Origin of the sequence: Aquabacterium sp. (genome assembly GCF_016195855.1) — a bacterium.
Lineage (GTDB): Bacteria > Pseudomonadota > Gammaproteobacteria > Burkholderiales > Burkholderiaceae_C > Aquabacterium.
Genome location: NZ_JACPYU010000002.1, coordinates 230,724 through 248,630, shown reverse-complemented (window position 1 = coordinate 248,630; position 17,907 = coordinate 230,724). Strand labels below are relative to the sequence as shown.

Here is a 17,907-nt window from a genome sequence, read left to right as displayed (position 1 = left end):
GGGGTACTGATCGCTCGTCCAGGGTCCCCATGCCCGGGTCCGGTTGGCCCGCTCAATGTTCTTCGTGTTCGTCGTTCTCTTCGCCCAGCGGCTTGTCTTGCATGGCCCGGCTGACGGCCTCTTCGATGGCATCCAGCACATGTGCCTGCACCCGATCGGCATAGCGCTTGCGCCGGTTATTGGAAAGCGTGCCGCCATTCTGGAAGATCGTCACGATCAGGTTGGCGAGGTCACTGCCGCGCAGATCATGGCGCTCATTGATGTGGCGCTTCACCCGGTCGAACAAGCCCAGGAAGGCGACCTCCTGACGCATGTGCGTGTCCAGCGAGGCTTGCGCCATGGCCAAGGTGAAGGTCACCGCCTCGGTCAGGTCCATGTGGCGGAACCAGGTGTCGGCCTCCGCCATGTTCGAAGACACCGACCGCAAGGAGCTGGTCTTGCTCAGCGATGATAGCGATGAGCGTGCGCTATCAGGCCATCCAGGCCGCCGTCTCCTGACGGAAAGCGGTGGCCAGCGAGCCGTCCAGACGCAGCGCGCGTGTGGCGGCGTTGCCTGGAGAGATCGTCGTCGAGGTCGGTGAGCCCTGCACGTTGGTGAAGCTCATCGTGGCCTTGTTGGCCGTGGTGTCGTAGGCCGTGAGCTTGATCGTGCCCGAACTCAGGATGTACTCGTAATGCGACCCGCTCGTGCCGTCGTTGACCACCACCATCGCGTCGCCCGCGGTGAGCGCGGAGACGGTGTAGGACGTGTTCAGCGCTGGCGCGGCCAGCTTGAGGATCACGGAGCGGCGGTAGCCGCGGATCTCTTCCGTCAGCGTCACGTACAGCGTGGTCCCGTTGAGGCAAGCCTGGCAGACGGGCGTGGCATCGGGCACGATGACCTTCAGGTCCGAATAGGCCGTGAAGACGCTGTCAAGCTTGTACCAGATCGAAGGCTGTGTCACCTTCAGCCCCAGGCCGTTGACGGTGCCAGCGGCCATCGCCTGGGCACGCCCGCCGGCAGTGGCCTGCGACGTGTCGCTTGCGCCTTCGCCTTCGCCGCTGCCGCAGGCCGAGAGGCCCACGAGCGGCACCAGCGGTACGGCTGTCACGATCTTTCTGCGGATTTCATTCATTGCATCTCTCCCGTGTTTCTTCCCATTGTTTCTTGCGAACGCACCTCACTTGTAGAGGCGTCGCCCCATGGCCGCCTGACGCATCACGTTGTTCACCGCGGGACCGGCTCGCCAGCCCACGAAGCCGCCGGTGTTGAGGTCGTCGGCGTGCCAGGACCAGGACAGGCGCGACTTCTGGCACATCGAGATCACGTCGGTGGCGAAGGCCACGCGGCTGGCGTTCATTGCCGTAGCCGACGTGGCAGGCTTGATACTCAGCGTGGCCACGGCTGGGAAATACATCTCACCATTGGCTTTGGTGGCCAGCGCGCGGCGCGCCACGGTGGTCACGGGCTTGGACGCGGTGAACACGTATTTGCTGTCGATACGGGTGATCTTCACCGGCTGATCGACGATGTTGAGCGCGTTCACGGCATCGGCCTCGGGCGAGCCGGGAATGGGCTTCACGGTCAGCAGCACGGTGTTGGTGAAGTAGGGATTGATGTCGATGCCGTTGTCTTGCCACTGCTGGAGCTGGGCGGTGGTGGCCGCGTTCGTGACACCAAAATTGAAGCCACCGGCCCCACGGTCCTGAACCTGTTTCTGCCAGCCAAACAGCGCCCAGCTGATGTTTTCCACGTTGACGGTCACCGTGTTGCCGTCCGCGGTGATGGAGGTCACTTGGCGGTGATAGTCGTCCTCGTTCACTTCGGAGATGCGCGTGTCGGCCGGGTTGAGCGTGGAGTTGATATCGAAGTAGGGATCCAAGTGCGAGAACTCGCCCACGAAGATCGGCACGTTGTACTTCTGTTTGAACGACAGCGCGATCTGGCAGTTGGTCGCCATGTCGGTGGCGGTGTTGAAGGGCTCCAGCTTGGCCGAGGTGATCTGGCCGTTGTACCAGTACCAACGCCAGCGTGTACCCACCGGGTAGGTCAGGCCCAGCCCCTCGTAGCACCAGTTGGCCACGCCCTGCTGCGTCACCTCGCCCGGTTCGTAGAAGTGGAAGGAATAGACCACCTTCGCGTCCTGCACCAGCCATTTGTTGGGCGTGGCGGTGCCGGCCATGCCGTCATAGAAGATGCCAAGGCCATTCGGCCCACCCCAGTAGATGCCCTGCACCACCAGCGGTGTGGCGGTATCCAGCGCCTGCGTGCGAATGGCGGCCGCGATCTTCGACGCCAGGCCCGGCCAGTTCATCGTCGGGTGAGCGTTGAGATCCGCGAAGCTCATCGTTTGACTGGGCGCGGGCTCGTTGAGGATGTCGTAACCGATCACCGCCTGGCGGGTCTTCCAGCGGTTGGCCGTGGCGACCCAGAACTGGGTCAGCTTGTCCTGCATGTCCAGCGCGGTAGTGGCCAGCGGGTAATCGTCTCCCGCGACCTTGTCCACCCACAGGCGGTCGCCTTCGGTCTTGAAGAAGTCAAGCGTGAAGATCACGCCCAAGCCCAGCGATTCGCAGACATCGAGGATGTGGTCAACCTGCTTGGCGATGGTGGCCAGCGGTAGCTTGCCAAGCGCATTGAGCGTAGGGGTGTCCCAGCCCTCCTTGGCGATCGTGATGAAGTCACTCGGGCTGAGCGTGTAGTCATTGCCCCAGGCGAACCACAAGCGGATCGCGTTGATGCCCCGGTTGGCGGCCAGATTGGCCAGGATCTGCGGCTGGCCGGTCGACTCAATGTTCAACCCACCGACATTGGTTGCAGTGATGAGCCCCTGGTTCCAGCGCTCCCAGCAATTGGACTTGTTGACTTTGGATATCGGCATGCGAACAGCCCTCCTTGATTTTCTGTGTTTTGATGAATGCAGCGCGTTGTATACGCCTCAGGCGCCTGAAAGTTAACGGCGAGCATCACATCCGTCAAGAACCACGCAACACCGATGAGGTATGTACGCCACGCCTGGCGCGTGGTGCACGTTGTTGCCAATACACGTGGCCTCCACGCCTGCGCCCAGAGCGCTGCACAGGTCAGAAGAGCGTCATGTGACGGCTTCGATCACGTTGAAGTTGAGTTACAAAGAAGCGAACTGTTTCAACGAGCGCGGTCGCGCCGACTTGCTCAAGGTAAGGGGTTCATTCACCAAGAATGACAACGGCATACCAGGTCGACTTCATGATGGCCGATGGCCTGCTGCAAAGCAGGCACCCCCAAGGGCCCCGTGAAAATTGGTTTCCACTGGACACCTTGGGGGTGCTGTTTCCGAATCTGTATCCGGAGGAGGCGTCTTCGACGTGTAGGTTCTCATTGAACCTGCAAAAGTGCGCCCATGTGAATCAAGGCTCTTCGCATCTTCAATGAGAACGACCGGCCTCTGGATTCTCACCGACTTACGAATTTCCTACACGCTCCTTTGCTGCATGCAGGTGCAAGGATAGCCGATACAACTAAACAGGCTCAACGACGATTTGCCAACCGGCACTCCACACCGATGTCGAGAACTTCAAAGGCAAGAACCGCTCAATGACCTCAAAATTGGTCTTTGCATGATCCGTCAACTCCGTGCAGGTAAAGGTCGCCTCGCGTTGACGCTTCCATACGGCCAAGGCCAACGGTAGCGACCACTGGTCAGCCAGGTGCGGGCCCAGCGCAGCCCCAGCCACCTGATATGCCCTCACTTCGCGCACAAGGTCGCGCGCGACCTTCTCCGAGCTCACGCCCTTTTCGCCGAACTCGGTGAAGACTTCACTGAGGTTCTCGTACACCAAGGTGGCCAGCAGTGCATTGCCAGGCCCTTCGTGCTGACGGGTTGGCGCCTCACGCAATTGATCTCCGCTCCAGCCAAGGGCTGCGCCAAGTTGCTCCAGTTCGCGCCGGGCAACGGAGCGCGGGAGCGCCGGCGCAAAACATTCGGCGTAGCCTTCCACCTTGGCGCCGCGGTCGTTCAAATCGAAAGGCTGCAGCGCGTCCTTGGCTGGCCAGATCGTCACCTCGATTTCGCCGCCGCCCGCCGGGTAAAAACCCAGTCGACGCAGCTTCAACTCAGCATTCGCACCCAGCTTTTTCAGCAAAGGCGCATAACTGCGCTCCAGGAAGTGAAAGGGCGGCGCCATGGGGTTGTGGGTGCCGCCACCCAGCTTCAGGCGGCTGGGCGCATCGGCCATCAGCAATGCCGGCCACACCGTCTGCAGCACCAGCGTGCAGCTGCCCGCTGTGCCAACGTTGAAGTGGTAGTCGCCAGCGCGCACCTGGCCCGGCGTGAAAGTCAGAGACTGCGAGTTCAGCTCGGCCCCAAGAACCTCGGCGCCGCTAACCTCCTTTGCAGCGTTGACGCAGGTCAGGTGCTGACGCATCAAGCCAGGCTTCGCGCGGCCGGCGCGAACCTTGGTCAGGGAAAAGGGCTGGCCCGTGCACATGGACAGGGCCAGCGAAGTGCGAAGGATTTGTCCTCCGCCTTCGCCAACGGAGCCATCAATTTCAATCATTTTCTTGCTTCTTCTTTTCTTGTTCTAGGCACGGGTATCGAAGTGCAGCACGGCCTCATGCAGATACTGGTCGAGCAGTCTCTCGTCCGCCTTCGGACCCTTGTCAAGTGAGTGGGCCAACGCAAGAGCCAATTCCGCTTCTAGGAAGTCATGGATGCCAACCCAGCGCGGGCTCGTCGCTGACTCGCCCGCACGCATCTTGACCTCCAACAGGGCGTTCACCTCGTCCAGCACAGCCCGGTCTGTCAAGGTCTCGCTGGCCAGCTCCGCAAAGCGCATCGGCGGAACACCCCGCCCTTCACGTATCCAGCGTGCGGCCAGCAACGGCCGCAAGACATAGAGGTACTTCTTGTACCGGACGACCTCGCCATAAAGGTGCTCACGCAGGTTCTTCCTGGCCATCGACACATAGTGGTGATAGCCCCGCACCGGCGAGAAGCCGTCTTCTGCGAGCACGCGAAGGCGCTCAACCCAGTGAGCCTCTTGCTGGTAAACGACGGGCGAGCGCAACCACTCAAGCAGCGTCGGGTTGGACTCCCGCAGCAACTGCAGTGTCTTGCGCAGATCCCAACCATTGATGTCCAGGTCCCCGCTTATGGGCTGCTCGATGACATCGCGATCAGGCTCGACGCTCAAGTACCAAGACAATCGATTGACGTAGACGAAGCGCACGTCATAGTCGCTGTCAGGTGAGGCAAAGCCCCATCCACGGCTACCTGATTCGCAAGCGAACAGCACCTTGACCTGGTGCGTTCGCTCCAGCACTGCCAGGTTCTCCACAACAGTGGCACGCATGTCGTCTGACACGGGATGCGCACTCAAAAAGGTTTCTTCCTTCATGCTCTCTCTCCCCAAGTTCATTATCCTGGGCAGGTGAGAGCACGAAGCCCTCATCCGCTCAGCCTTTCACGCAGACCACCTGCTTCAAGGTGTGCACCACCTCGACCAAGTCGCCCTGCGCTGCCATGACAGCGTCAATGTCCTTGTAGGCCATTGGAATTTCATCAATGACGTCTGCATCCTTGCGGCATTCGACGCCAGCGGTGGCCTTGACCTGGTCCTCAACGGTGAACATCTTCTTGGCCTTGGTACGGCTCATCACACGTCCAGCACCGTGGCTGCAGCTCTCGAAGCTTTCCGGATTACCCAGGCCGCGCACGATGTAGCTACGCGCACCCATGCTGCCCGGGATGATGCCCATCTCGCCGCGCTTGGCGCTCACCGCACCCTTGCGGGTCACGAACACGTCCTGGCCAAAGTGGCGCTCCTGCTGCACATAGTTGTGGTGGCAGTTCACGGCTTCGACACGCGACTCAAACGGCTTGTTGATGACCTTGCGAACCGTGGCGATCAGGTTGGCCATCATCACTTCACGGTTGCGCATGGCGAACTTCTGAGCCCAGGACACGCCACGCACGTAGTCACCAAAATACTGGGCGCCTTCCTCGAAGTAAGCCAAGTCCTTGTCTGGCAGGTTGCGCTGATTGCGCTCCGCGTCCTTCTTGGCCAGCTCGATGAAGTGCGTACCGATTGCATTGCCCACACCGCGCGAACCCGAGTGCAGCATGAACCACACGAAACCGGTTTCATCTAGGCAGACCTCGATGAAGTGGTTGCCCGTTCCCAGCGTACCCAGGTGCTTGCGGTTGTTCGTGTTCTTCAGGCGCGGGTGCAATTCACACAGCGCATCGAACTCGTCGACCAGCGTGGCCCAGACCTGGTCCACCGACACAGGGGGGTTCTCCCAGCTACCTGGGTCACGACCACGGTGCTTGGGTGCCGAGCCGTGCGGTACCGCCTGCTCAATGGCCGAGCGCAGCGGGCCCAGGTTGTCCGGCAAGTCTTCCGCACGCAGCGTGGTCTTGGCAGCCATCATGCCGCAGCCGATGTCCACACCCACTGCAGCCGGAATGATGGCCTTGAGGGTCGGGATCACCGAGCCGACGGTAGCGCCAATACCCAGGTGCACGTCGGGCATGGCCGCGATGTGCTTGAACACGATGGGCAGGCGAGCCGCATTGGCAAGCTGCTTCTTGGCTTCGTCCTCGACGGGGACACCTTTGGTCCACATCTTCACCGACACACCGCCGGGGATCTCTTCAACGTTGTAGTTCTGACCTGACATGTTCTTCTCCATCAAAAATGCGGTGACAAGGGGCGATGAAATCTTTACTCCGCCATCCATTGCTGGACCGGGACTTGAACCCGGGCGCCCCGCGATCACTCGTATGACTGCTCGCAGGGAACGCAGCCGTTGCTGCGTGCGTCTACCTGTAATTCCATCCGCATTCACCGCCAAACAGGTGATGTCATGCTGCGACAAGAAGTTGGTGAAACGTCGTGCTCTACCACTGAGCTACGGTCCCCCTGATTTGGGACCGGCGGGACTCGAACCCGCGACCACGAGATTAAGAGTCTGTAGTTCCACCTGCATTCGCAGCAGGACATCTCAACAAAAGTGCGTGACAAGGGTCGGCAAGACGTAGCCATTACCAGTTTCCCGGCCGGGGATTCGAACCCCAGGCATCCGATGTAGTCCTGCCAGCATTCACGCGAATCAATTCATGGGCCAGTGTCCTTGCGGGTGACGACTAAGCGTTGATGAGACGTTAACAATCTGAATGTAGTCTCATCGGCATTCGTCCAACAAAGATGCTCACTGGGGGGATGCCGCAAGCGACAAGATTCACAAGAGTTGCCGGCCACCGTCGCAAGCTCGGGCGGCTGCGGGCTTGCAGGCCCGCGTGGCGAGTTGGTGCTGTACTCCTGTGGGCATTCGCAAGCGACACCCCTTACTGCTTCATCCTTCTTTCTACTTACTGCGGGGCCAGCGAGACCTTCTCGATCTCACCCACCCAGTGCTCGGCGTCCATCTTGCCTTGGGCAAAGTTCGCCACCATCGTGAACACCGCATCCGAGAAGCCGCCGACATTCAAGATGTCATGGCGCTCCGCCGCCTGCGTGGTCGAGGTCGGCTGTATGTCGATGCACACCAGACGCGCAGCCGGGTTGCGCTGCTTCAGCACTTCCCACTCGCGCATGGTCTGCGTCGCACCGCGCCGGTTGGCATCAACCCAGGACTCGTTGTCCGAGACCAGGATCACCAGGTCCACCATGGCGCGCTCCTGGTTCAAAAGAGCCAGAGGCGCGCTGCAGTTGGTCCCACCGCCACCGATCTTGGCCAGCGCCTGCGCGTTGGTCATGACCGAGTCACGAGCGTTCAGCGACAGCTTCACCACATCCTGCTCGAACGGCAGCACACGTGCCCGCTGATTCTTGCGAAGCACTGCCGCAGCCACCAGGGCAGCGAGGTCAATGCAACGCACGCTGGACGTGGCCGAACCACGATAGCCAGTGACCGCAGAGCTCATCGACCCCGACACGTCCGGGCAGACCACCACACGGCCGTCCAGGCTGGGCACATTGGCCAGCGAGAGTTCCATCGCATCTTGCAGCGCTTCGCGAACCACCACAGGCACAGCATCACCCGTTGCCTTGAAGGCCGCCATCAACTGGTAGGGCATCACCCGAGCCTTCGCCACGGCTTGCGCGTCATTCAGCTTGGTCGCAACCACCTCGGCCATGCCGGGGATGGCGAACACGCCATGTCGTGCAAAGGTGTTCAGGTTTTGACGCACCATCTGCCAGGAGCCCGAGCGAGCGATTTGCGCCCACTGGGTTGAAGTCAGCTCCAGCGCGGTCAGCATCTGGAACGGCACGTCCGGCACCTCGGTGGCCACGCCTTGGGCGCTCTCGCGCTTGAAGCGCTCGAATGCCTGGGTGATGGGCGGCAGTGCCGCCTCATCGACCGGTTTGCCGATCAGCCATGCGAACCACGCTGCACGCCAGGCCTCTGCAGGCTTGGGGTGAACCATCTTGACCACATCGGCCAACGAAGGCGTGTTGCCCACAGCCGCGTTGAGCAACTGCTTCTCGGAAGCCGTCAGCAGCCAGTGCTGCACCAGCTTCTTAGGACGAGTACCCAGGGACTTTCGGCCCACGGCGCCGCTACGCAGAATCTGCACGAAGTTGCGCAGCATCTTGCCGTTGTCGATCACACGAGAGAACACCTGGCTCAACAGGACGACATCACGCACAGCCAGACTGGCAGCCAGCAGGGCGGGCATGTCCTTCATGTGCCCAGACTCGCGACCGTAGATCGCCGTCTTGGCCACAAAGGATGCATCCAGTTCCTTGGTCAGCGCCACAACCTGGTCAAGCTGGTCTTCAGCGTTCGCGTAGAACGTGCGGCTCAGGCAGCCCGTGGCTGCGAGCTGCGCCAGCTGATGCTTGGCGCTGAAAGCGTAGGCCGGTGCTTGCTCGGCATTGCGTGCCGTGGCAGCGGGCAGCAGGGCGCCCTTGAGCGTTTGGAAAAGCGTTGTGTTGACCATAGGGTTCTCCTTTTTTGCATTCAACATCTTGTTTGTGCCTTTCTATTCGCAATGGACGTGCCAGCTCATGCCGCCATCAGCATCATGTTTATTAAGTCATTGATTTACATAGATAAATTCTTCTATCTGGCTGTATGCTGCAAAATTCCAAGCATCAAATCAGGCCAATAAACTAGAATATGAGCTAGTTAATTAGCTATACAGATATGGCAAAGAAGAACGTGGTCATTGGGTTCATGGGCACCCAACTCGACTCTGGGCAGGGGGCTGGCCGCTGGGAGAAGTGGCGGCCCACGATTTCTCTGGTCCAGCATGAAGACACACTGATTGATCGGCTGGAGCTGCTCTACGCTACCAAGTACGAGGCCTTGGCCCAGACCTTGGTGCGCGATATCGCCAATGTGTCGCCCGACACGACCGTGAATCTGATTCCCATGGATGTCGAAAACCCATGGGACTTCGGCGAGATGTACGCGGCGCTCTATGACTGGGCTCGCAGCTACCGGTTCGATCCAAGCCACGAGCAATACTGGGCTCACATCACCACCGGCACGCACGTGGCGCAAATCTGCATGTTCCTGATGGTGGAGTCGCGCTTCATTCCAGGCCTGCTGCTGCAAACCGCGCCACCTAAGAAGCAGGAGAGGGGCAATCCAGGCAGCTACACCTTGATTGACCTGGACCTGTCACGCTACGACGTGCTGGCCCAACGTTTCAGCCAGGCGCATGCCGAAGCCCTGGAGTTCTTGAAGAGCGGCATCCCCACCCGCAACAAGCGCTTCAACGCCCTCATCGAGGAAATCGAGCGCGTCGCTGTTCGCTCGCAAGCGCCCATCTTGCTGACCGGCCCCACCGGCGCGGGCAAGTCACATCTGGCAAGGCGCATGTACGAACTCAAGAAGTCACGGCACCAGGTGCAGGGCGACTTCGTCGAGGTGAACTGCGCCACGCTGCGCGGCGACGGCGCGGCATCAACGCTCTTTGGTCACAAGAAAGGTGCCTTCACAGGCGCGGCAACCGACCGTGCGGGCTTGCTGCGCACGGCGCACCAAGGCGTGCTATTTCTCGACGAGATTGGCGAGTTGGGGCTGGACGAGCAAGCCATGCTGCTCAAGGCCGTAGAGGAAAAGCGCTTCCTGCCCATGGGCAGCGACCGCGAGGTCAGCAGCGATTTCCAGTTGATCGCAGGCACCAACCGTGACCTGCGGATCGACGTAGCACAGGGACGCTTTCGGGAAGACCTGTTCGCGCGTATCAACCTCTGGGCCTACACGCTGCCCGGCCTGGCGCAACGCCCAGAAGACATCGAGCCTAATGTGGATCACCTTTTGGCGCGGGCAACCGCAGAGGTGGGCCAAGCCGTTCGCTTTAATGCCGAAGCCAAGTCGCGCTACCTCCAGTTCGCCAAGTCGAAGGAGGCGCTTTGGAGTGGCAACTTCCGAGACCTGTCTGCCAGCGTGACACGCATGGCAACGCTGGCCGATGGGGGGCGAATCTCGACAGGCTTGGTTGATGCGGAAATCCAGCGCTTGCAATGGCTTTGGCAACCTACTGAGCAGGCTCAGGCGCGGGACGTCGACCTCGACGCTCTGCTACCAGCCGATGTGGCCGGCAAGCTGGACTTTTTTGACCGCCTGCAACTCGAAGCGGTGGTTCGGGTGTGCCGGGAATCGCAAACACTATCTGACGCGGGCCGCAGGCTGTTTGATCAGTCACGCACCCAGCGCTCCGTTGTCAATGACGCCGATAGGCTGCGCAAGTACCTGCTCAAGTTCGGCCTGACTTGGGATGAGATTACCGCGGCGGCTGACAAGGTTTAAACGTCGATGTTCGCCGCCCTCAAGGCATTCGTCTCAATGAAATCCCGACGCGGCTCAACCTCATCACCCATCAACATCGTGAAGACCTTGTCCGCCTCGATGGCGTCTTCGATCTGCACGCGCAGCAGGCGGCGCACGTTCGGGTCCATGGTGGTTTCCCACAGCTGCTCGGGGTTCATTTCGCCCAGGCCCTTGTAGCGCTGGCGGCCCACGGCGTTTTCGGCCTGCTGGATCAACCAGGCCATGGCGGCGCGGAAGTCCACCACCTTGCAGTCCTTGGCCTTTTCGCCTTCACCGCGGCGCACCACGGCTTCGTCGGTCAGCAGGCCCTTGAAGGTCAGGCCGGCCTTGCTCAGGGCTTCGTAGTCGGCACCGTGCACGAAGTCGGGATTGATGATGCTGTACTTGGTGTTGCCGTGGTAAATGCGGCTGATGCGCAGGATGTGTTTGTCCGTGCGGGCATCGAACTCGGCTGTGACTTCGGCGTTGTGCAGCGCGGCCTTCATGGCCACGGCACTGGCTTCGGCATCGGCCAGGGTGTCGAGGTTCAGGGTGAGGCCATTGGCGATCGCGCGCAGGGCTTCGATGTCCATCCAGTTGCCCAGGCGTTCGACCACGCTGTTGGCGGTCACGTAGGCCTTGGCCAGCTCGGTCAGGGCTTCACCGCTGATGGCGGGCTTGCCGGCACCGGGCTCGACCACGGCGCCATCCAGGGCCACCTTCATCAGGTACTCGTCCAGCGCGTGCGAGTCCTTGAGGTATTGCTCGTGCTTGCCGTGCTTGACCTTGTACAGCGGCGGCTGGGCGATGTAGATGTGACCACGCTCGCACAGCTCGGGCATCTGGCGGAAGAAGAAGGTCAGCAGCAGAGTACGGATGTGCGCGCCGTCCACGTCGGCGTCGGTCATGATGATGATGCGGTGGTAGCGCAGCTTGTCCGGGTTGAAGTCGTCGCCACCGGCGCCACGGCCGATGCCGGTACCCAGGGCCGTGATCAGCGTGAGGATTTCGTTGCTGGTCAGCAGCTTTTCGTAGCGGGCTTTTTCAACGTTCAGGATCTTGCCGCGCAGGGGCAGGATCGCCTGGAACTTGCGGTCACGGCCCTGCTTGGCAGAGCCACCGGCGGAGTCACCCTCCACGATGTAGATCTCGCACAGGGCGGGGTCTTTTTCCTGGCAGTCGGCCAGCTTGCCGGGCAGGCCCAGGCCGTCCAGCACGCCCTTGCGGCGCGTCATGTCGCGGGCTTTGCGGGCCGCTTCACGGGCACGGGCGGCTTCCACGATCTTGCCGCAGATGATCTTGGCGTCGATCGGGTTCTCCAGCAGCCAGTCGGTCAGCAGGCGGCCCACGATGTCTTCCACCGGGGCGCGCACTTCGCTGGAGACCAGCTTGTCCTTGGTCTGGCTGGAGAACTTGGGCTCGGGCACCTTGACGGAGACCACGCAGGCCAGGCCTTCGCGCATGTCGTCACCGGCGATTTCAACCTTGGCCTTCTTGGCCAGCTCGTTGTCGTCGATGTACTTGTTGATGACGCGGGTCATCGCGGCGCGCAGGCCGGTCAGGTGGGTGCCGCCGTCACGCTGGGGGATGTTGTTGGTGAAGCAGAGCACGTTCTCGTTGTAGCTCTCGTTCCACTGCATGGCCACTTCCACGCCCACGTTGGTGCCGTGTTCGGACACCTTGTCGCCCTGGGCATGGAAGATGTTGGGGTTCAGGGTGGTCTTGCCCTTGTTGATGAACTCCACGAAACCCTTGACGCCACCGGCGTAGGCGAAGTTGTCTTCCTTGTTGTTGCGCTCGTCGACCAGACGGATCTTGACGCCGTTGTTCAGGAAGCTCAGCTCGCGCAGGCGCTTGGCCAGGATGTCGTAGTGGAACTCGTTGTTCTGGGCAAAGATGTCCGTGTCGGGCAAGAAGTGCACTTCGGTGCCGCGCTTGTCGGTGTCACCGATGATCTTCATCGGGCTGGTCTCGAAGCCATCGCGGATCTCGATCACGCGGTCTTGCGGGATGCCCTTGCGGAATTCGATGTGGTGGGCCTTGCCTTCGCGGCGCACCGTCAGGCGCAGCCAGCAGGACACGCCCACGCCGTGCAGGCCGCCGGACACCTTGTAGCTGTTCTGGTTGAACTTGCCGCCGGCGTGCAACTCGGTCAGGGCGATTTCAGCAGCCGAGCGCTTGGGCTCGTGCTTGTCGTCCATCTTCACGCCGGTGGGGATGCCGCGGCCGTTGTCGGTCACCGAGATCGAGTTGTCGGAGTGGATGGTGACGACGATGTCATCACAGTGGCCAGCCAGCGCTTCGTCGATGGAGTTGTCGACCACTTCGAACACGAGGTGGTGCAGACCGGTGCCATCGGACGTGTCGCCGATGTACATGCCCGGGCGCTTGCGCACGGCTTCCAGACCTTCGAGGATCTGGATGCTGCCTTCGCCATAACCGGCCGCGATCTGGGCCTCGGTCTGCGGCGCGGGTTGCTCAGGCTGCTGTTCGGGCTGTTGATCGGGGTTGATGGCGTCGGTCATGGGTTACAAGCGCTTGGTTAAGGTTGGACCAGCGATGTGGTTCCGAAAAAGGAAAAGGGCCCCGAGCATTTGACAATGCGGGACCCTTATTCTACTCCTCGTGACAAGGGCGACCTGGCCAGCCCAGGCTGGGCACAACCCTGACCCCACACCGGGCGAGCCAGGGCTCGTCCGCCCACGTGCGCACGTGCGCTGCAGCCCTGCGCACCATTGCACACTTTGGGCCAGCCCGTGATGCAGGCCCGGGCAGGTCTGCCCTATAACGGCAGCAAGACCAACCAAGCCGCCGTTGATGGAACAAGCGATCACATGCGCTGGTGAGGACGCACCAGCCCCGACCCTCAACCAGGCGCTGGCCGGGCACCAACAGCGCATCGGCCTGTCCTTTGTGGCCTACCTGGCCAGCAGCGCCGTGGTGGCGCTGGCCTGGCTGCAGCAATGGCTGCCCTGGTATGTGCTGGCGATGTACGTGGCCACCGGGGTGCTGATCCACAGCGCCTTCATGTTGCTGGCGATGCTCGACGCCAGGCTGACACGGCGCGATGCGGTGTTGACCACCTCGCTGCTCGTGGCCTGCATCGCACCGCCTTTGATCGCCACCTCGCTGCTGGAGGAGGGGCAGGTGCAAGGCATATTCCTGTTGCTCGCCACGGCACCCCTGCTGGCTGGCCACTGGTATGCGCAACACCTTCAGCAGGAAAGGCTGCGGCGTCATCACGAGGCCCTGCAGCAAACCGTGGCCACGCTGCAGGCCGAGCTGGACGACGCCCGCTGCCTGGTCAACCGCGATGCCCTCACGGGCGTGTTCAGCCGGCCCCACCTGTTCGAGACCTTGTCACGCGAGGCCGCCCGTCAGACGCGGGCCAAGGGCGTGTTCAGCATCGCGCTGCTGGACATCGACCACTTCAGGCAGGTCAACCAGCAACATGGCTACGAGGCGGGTGATGCGGTCTTGCGGGCCATCGCCTCGGACATCAACGGCAAGCTGCGTGCTGCCGATGTGTTCGGGCGCTACGGCGAAGAGACCTTCCTGCTGATCATGCCCAACACCGCGCTGGAAGGCGCCTTGATCAAGGCCGGGCGCATGCGCGAACAGATCGCGCAGTTGACGGTGAAGACCAAGGGAGAGAGCAAGGAAAATGACGCCTTGCTCAAGGTGAGCGTCTCCATCGGCGTCACCACCTTCTGCCAGAGCGAATCTGTTGACATCACCCTGGCGCGGGTTGAATCAGCCCTGCAAACGGCCCGGGCTGCGGGCCTCAACCAGATTGCGTCACAGCCCCAGGTGGATGAGCCTGCGCTTCAAGACGCCTGACAGGCCGTGTCTGGCCCGAAACGGCGACGCTTACCTGCGGCAGCAACCACACCCAGCAGGCCCAGGCCCATCAGCGCCCAGGTTCCTGGCTCGGGCAACGCGGTTGTTGTGGACACCTGCCCATAGGAATAGCTGTTCAAACTGAAGGCAATCTGGGCATTGGAGTTATTGGTGATTTCCAATTGAATCTTCCCGCCGGGCACATTGTTGCTGGCGGACAAGACGCCCGCGCCCGACGCATTGAAAGATTGATATGCGGTGTCAGCCCAGAGCCACTGTTGATACGTCTTGAACTGGTCTGCTGTCACCTTGCTGGCATCCGATGCAAGCTGAGTACCTGCATCGGTGCTGAGCAACACCACAAAGCTCGCGGCGCTATTGACGGTCAAGGTTCGCCCGTCCGAATTGGCAGGCAGGGCACTGATGGCAGCTGAGTCGATCCGCGTTGTCAGGATGAGGTCACCCGATATGACCAACTTGCTGTGCGCACTGAGCGTGAAATACCCCTCGGTGGACACGCCGGACTGGCCTTTGAGGGAATAGCCCTGAACACTCCTCAAGGAGGTCAATGCACCGGTCGTCAACAAGGTATCGGCATGTTGAGCATTGCCATTCTTGGCGGCACTGCCTTGTCCATTCGACAAGGCGACACTGGCCGAGGAGCTATCAAATTGATTACCAGCCTGGCGGTCCGAACTATCCGAAAAAATCGACTGGGACTCGTCCGGTATCGCATACGTCCAGAAATTTGACTCAGGCAAAGACGTCAGGTTGGGCTTCACGCCATCGGTTGTACTGAGATCGGTCAGCTTGTAGCTGAGGTTGGTCAGGTTCACGCTTGCCTGAACGGGTGCTGCCTCGGCCCATGCCGCTTGAGTGACAAGCGCCAATACACCCGCCACACCTGCCATGCGGCAAATGATCTTGTTCATACTTTGATTCCCTGTGATTCGTATAAGACTGTCATACCTTGCCCGCGCGCGCCATGCTGCTGTCGGTGATGCTCAAGCTCGACGAGCGCGCTTGAGGCCCGTCAGGCCAAATCCCGACCGCGGCGCGCCACCGCCCCGATGCCCACCAGACCCAAGCCCATCAAGGCCCAGGTACCTGGTTCCGGCACGGCCACCGAAACGGTGTAGTCGGCTTCCGCACCCAGGACCAGCATGCCGTTGACCGAGGACGCACTGGCATTGTTGATTTGCACGCTGAAGGGCGCATCGGACTGGTCAGCATCCCGTTGCGTGAACAATTCACCCGGGCCATTGCCATCCAGGGTTTGGCTGTACTGAACGGAGTTGTAGGCAAAAACGGAGTCCACGCCATCGAGTGCCAGGGCAACACCCGCCGCCACATGGTTGACAAAGTAAGCGTTCCAGGCATTGGCCTGGATGCTGTCCAGAAACGCGCCGGGCGCCAACTGGCTCAGGTCCAGGCCCGCATTCACATGCCACTGGCCATCAACGACCAAGGCCGTGTTGGCCGACAAGGTGAATGCCGACTGCCCAGGGTTATAAGCGATCAACACGCCCGGATAGTCAGGGAACTCATCCTTGCCATAGAACATGCCTGAAGCAGCGGTCACGGTGACGCTATAGCCATCCCCACCGAAGCGCGTCGCCATGGCATTGAGCTCCTGCCCACGCAAGCTCGTGTTGATGGCCGCGCTGTCCGTGTTGTAGCTGCCCGTGACGTTGCCACCCGATGACACCAAGCTGGCTGGGGCCGAGGTAAACAAATCGCCTGGCGTGCGCACCCACTCGCCTACGGGGGCAATGTTGTTGGCCCACGCGCTGGTGACAGCCGCGATACCCACATAGCTGTCGTTGAAGGTGATCGAAGGTGCGACCCCATCGTTGGGATCCAGGTCGATCAGGTGGTAGGACAGGCCGGTGACCGACGCGGAACCCGATGCGATCGCATCGGCCGCAGAGGCCGTTGACGTCATGATGGCCAGGGATGCCAGAAGAACGGGCAGGGCAAAGCGTTGGATCATGAGATCTCCTCCGTGTTTATGTCGTGTGCACGGAGGATAGTCAAACACGCCTTGTTTGACACCCCCTGTTTGGATGCCTGACGGACGTCAGATGCGCATCGGCATCACCACGTACTTGAAGCCTTCGAACTCGGGGTTGGTGATCAGCGCCGAGCTGTTGGAGTCCTGCAGGGACACGGTCACCATGTCCTGGCTCATGTTGGCCAGCACGTCCATCAGGTAGCCCACGTTGAAACCGATCTCGAAGCTGTCGCCACCGTAGTCGATTTCGAGTTCTTCTTTGGCTTCTTCCTGCTCGGCGTTGCTCGAGGCAATGCCCAGCACGCCGGGCGCGAAGTTCATGCGCACGCCCTTGAACTTTTCGGACGTGAGGATGGCCGCACGTTGCAGCGAGGCCAGCAAGGTGGTGCGGCCCAGGGTGATGTGATTCTTGTGGTTCTTGGGGATGACGCGGTTGTAGTCGGGGAACTTGCCCTCGACCAGCTTGGTCACGAACTCCAGGCCGCCAAAGGTGAACTTGGCCTGGTTGCCGGCAAAGCGCATCTCGATGAGCTGTTCGCTGTCATTTCCATTGGTGCCTTCCTTGCCCTTGCTGTCGTCCTTGAGCAGGCGCTGCAGCTCCAGCACCGTCTTGCGCGGCAGGATGACTTCCTGCTTGGGCATGTCCACGTCCAGCGTGGCCTGGGCCAGCGCGAGGCGGTGGCCGTCGGTGGCCACCAGGGTCAGGCTGTTGCCTTCGGCCACGAACAGGATGCCATTGAGGTAGTAGCGGATGTCGTGCACGGCCATGGAGAAGTGCACCTGGCCGATCAGCATCTTCAAGGTCTTTTGCGGGACGCTGAAAGCGGGGCCGAAGTCAGCAGCCTCTTGCACCAGAGGGAAGTCTTCCGCAGGCAAGGTCTGCAGCGTGAAGCGGCTCTTGCCACCTTGCAGCGTCAGCTTGTTCTGGTTGGCCGTGAGCGAGACGATCTGGTCGGAAGGCAGGCTCTTGAGGATGTCACCGAGCTTTTTGGCGCCCACGGTGGTGGCGTAGTCGCCTTCGTCACCGTCGAGTTGCGCAGTGGTGCGGATCTGGATTTCCAGGTCGCTGGTGATGAGTTCGAGTTGACTGCCCGTCTTCTTCATCAACACGTTGGCCAAGATGGGCAAGGTGTGGCGTCTCTCGACGATACCGGCCACGGATTGCAGGGCGGCAAGAACTTTTTCTTGGGCTGCTTTCAACACAATCATCTTAGTCTTTCAAATTAGTCGTTGTAGTAGAGGACGACCTTTTCTGTGAACAACGCTATTTTGTCCTGATCCATCAAGGATTTAGCCCTCGTACAAGCCTGTGGATCGTACCGCG

13 protein-coding genes are annotated in these 17,907 nt (G+C 61.0%); 2 read left to right on the top strand and 11 right to left on the bottom strand.

The window, feature by feature from the left end; all coding sequences use genetic code 11:
- Positions 1-52: 52 nt before the first annotated feature.
- The 7 genes from HY019_RS01225 to HY019_RS01195 form a co-directional block, all read right to left on the bottom strand.
- On the bottom strand, positions 53-427 hold the full coding sequence (locus tag HY019_RS01225) for a hypothetical protein (protein WP_290687705.1): 375 nt from the start codon (positions 425-427) through the stop codon (positions 53-55).
- 43 nt (positions 428-470) lie between these two features.
- Positions 471-1,115 carry a hypothetical protein gene (locus tag HY019_RS01220; protein ID WP_290687703.1) on the bottom strand — a complete coding sequence of 215 codons (645 nt, stop codon included), beginning with the start codon at positions 1,113-1,115 and terminating at the stop codon, positions 471-473.
- Positions 1,116-1,160: 45 nt separating this feature from the next.
- On the bottom strand, positions 1,161-2,861 hold the full coding sequence (locus HY019_RS01215) for a cellulase family glycosylhydrolase (protein ID WP_290687701.1): 1,701 nt from the start codon (positions 2,859-2,861) through the stop codon (positions 1,161-1,163).
- A gap of 619 nt (positions 2,862-3,480) precedes the next feature.
- Positions 3,481-4,518, bottom strand: a complete 1,038-nt coding sequence (rtcA, locus tag HY019_RS01210) for an RNA 3'-terminal phosphate cyclase (RefSeq protein WP_290687699.1) — start codon at positions 4,516-4,518, stop codon at positions 3,481-3,483.
- A 24-nt stretch (positions 4,519-4,542) separates the two neighbouring features.
- Positions 4,543-5,358 (bottom strand): nucleotidyltransferase domain-containing protein, encoded by an 816-nt coding sequence (locus HY019_RS01205; protein WP_290687697.1) that lies wholly within the window; start codon positions 5,356-5,358, stop codon positions 4,543-4,545.
- A gap of 58 nt (positions 5,359-5,416) precedes the next feature.
- Complete coding sequence (locus HY019_RS01200; RefSeq protein ID WP_290687696.1) at positions 5,417-6,643, bottom strand: RtcB family protein; 1,227 nt, start codon at positions 6,641-6,643, stop codon at positions 5,417-5,419.
- A 691-nt stretch (positions 6,644-7,334) separates the two neighbouring features.
- A complete protein-coding gene (locus HY019_RS01195; RefSeq protein WP_290687694.1) occupies positions 7,335-8,909 on the bottom strand; it encodes a VWA domain-containing protein in 1,575 nt (524 codons plus the stop codon).
- A 206-nt stretch (positions 8,910-9,115) separates the two neighbouring features.
- Here HY019_RS01195 and rtcR point away from each other — a divergent pair, with 206 nt between their 5' ends.
- The gene (gene rtcR / locus HY019_RS01190) at positions 9,116-10,729 is read left to right on the top strand and encodes an RNA repair transcriptional activator RtcR (RefSeq protein WP_290687693.1); all 1,614 of its coding nucleotides are present in this window, start codon (positions 9,116-9,118) and stop codon (positions 10,727-10,729) included.
- On the opposite strand, the gene gyrB is transcribed toward rtcR, so the two are convergent.
- Positions 10,726-13,254 carry a DNA topoisomerase (ATP-hydrolyzing) subunit B gene (gene gyrB, locus HY019_RS01185; protein ID WP_290687692.1) on the bottom strand — a complete coding sequence of 843 codons (2,529 nt, stop codon included), beginning with the start codon at positions 13,252-13,254 and terminating at the stop codon, positions 10,726-10,728. The genes rtcR and gyrB overlap by 4 nt on opposite strands.
- A 292-nt stretch (positions 13,255-13,546) precedes the next feature.
- On the opposite strand from gyrB, the gene HY019_RS01180 reads away from it, so the two are divergent.
- Positions 13,547-14,569, top strand: coding sequence for a GGDEF domain-containing protein (locus HY019_RS01180; RefSeq protein WP_290687691.1), 1,023 nt, complete (start codon positions 13,547-13,549; stop codon positions 14,567-14,569).
- Here HY019_RS01180 and HY019_RS01175 read toward each other — a convergent pair.
- The 3 genes from HY019_RS01175 to dnaN form a co-directional block, all read right to left on the bottom strand.
- A complete protein-coding gene (locus HY019_RS01175; protein ID WP_290687690.1) occupies positions 14,557-15,501 on the bottom strand; it encodes a PEP-CTERM sorting domain-containing protein in 945 nt (314 codons plus the stop codon). The genes HY019_RS01180 and HY019_RS01175 overlap by 13 nt on opposite strands.
- Before the next feature lie 101 nt (positions 15,502-15,602).
- Complete coding sequence (locus HY019_RS01170) at positions 15,603-16,562, bottom strand: PEP-CTERM sorting domain-containing protein (protein WP_290687688.1); 960 nt, start codon at positions 16,560-16,562, stop codon at positions 15,603-15,605.
- A gap of 87 nt (positions 16,563-16,649) precedes the next feature.
- On the bottom strand, positions 16,650-17,792 hold the full coding sequence (gene dnaN, locus HY019_RS01165) for a DNA polymerase III subunit beta (RefSeq protein ID WP_290687687.1): 1,143 nt from the start codon (positions 17,790-17,792) through the stop codon (positions 16,650-16,652).
- Between the last annotated feature and the right edge of the window lie 115 nt (positions 17,793-17,907).